Raw genomic sequence first — 1,248 nt, forward strand, 5'->3', positions numbered from 1 at the left:
GAACAGGTCCTGCGGGTACCGCAGGTGGTCCATCAGGTCCTTGCTGATCTGGTCGCGGTCCTTGACCGTGCCCGGGAACGCCTTGCGCCACGTCTTGAGGACCGGGTCCTCGGTGTCCCACTCGTACAGCTTCACGGACCCGTCGTACGCGTCGACCGTGGCCTTGACCGAGTTGCGGATGTAGTTGACCTTGTTCTCCTGCGCGACGACCTCGCGCTGGCCGTCGGTCAGCGAGTCCTCCGTCGTGTCACCGAGGGTGGTGCGCGACGCGTACGGATAGCCGTTGGTCGTCGTGTACGCGTCCACGATCCACTGGATGCGGCCCTTGATGATCGCCGGGTAGGCGTCGCCGTCGATCGTCAGCCACGGGGCGACAGCCTCGACCCGCTCCTTCGGCGTGCGGTTGTACAGGATGCGCGAGCCCTCGCCGATGGCCCCCGAGTAGAGGATCTGCGGCTCGTTGAAGGAGACCGCGTACGCCGCCCGGCTGAGCGGGTTGGAGAGCTTGACCCCGCTGTCGCCCTTGTACGTGGTCGTCTTCTCCTCGCCCTTGTCGCCGGAGTAGTCCAGTTCCTCCTGCGGGCCGCCCACGATCGAGTACTGCGTCGTCTTCTCGCCGTAGTAGATGCGCTGTTCGTAGTCGCCGAACTGGCCCTCCGACGGGAGGTTGCGCTCCATGAACGCCGGGGCGCCGGTCTTGGTGGTGTCGGTGCCCTTGGCCGTCACGGCGCCGTAGCCGTGGGTGTACTTGAAGTGGTCGTTGATCCAGTTGCGCTCGGGGATGCCCTTGGTGTTGATCTCGCGCAGACCGATGACGGTGTCCTGGTCCTGGCCGTCCTTGGTCTTGTACCGGTCCACGTCCAGGGTCTGCGGGAACTGGTAGTAGCCACGGACCTGCTGGAGCTGCTGGACGGTGGGCGAGACCACGTTCGGGTCGAGCAGGCGCAGGCTGGCCGTGGAGTCCACCTTGGCGCGCAGCGTCTTCGGGTCCTTGCTGCTCTCGCCCTGGTAGTCCGTGACGTCCGTCTTGTCGATGCCGTACGCCTTGCGCGTGGCCTCGATGTTCTTCTTGATGTACGGCGCTTCCTTGGCCTGCTCGTTCGGCTGCACCTGGAACTTCTGCACGATCGCCGGGTAGAGCCCGCCGATCAGGATGGCCGAGAGCACCATCAGGCCGAAGCCGATCACCGGGAGCTGCCAGGTGCGCCGCCACAGCGTCGCGAAGAACAGCAGCGCGCAGATCACCGC

1 protein-coding gene is annotated in these 1,248 nt (G+C 65.9%); it reads right to left on the bottom strand.

The genetic code is table 11. The annotated features are described in order from the left end of the window. On the bottom strand, positions 1-1,248 hold a 1,248-nt coding region (locus tag KUM32_RS36375), incomplete at both ends, for a UPF0182 family protein (protein ID WP_217146167.1).

The sequence above is a fragment of the Streptomyces sp. AC627_RSS907 genome (genome assembly GCF_019049165.1).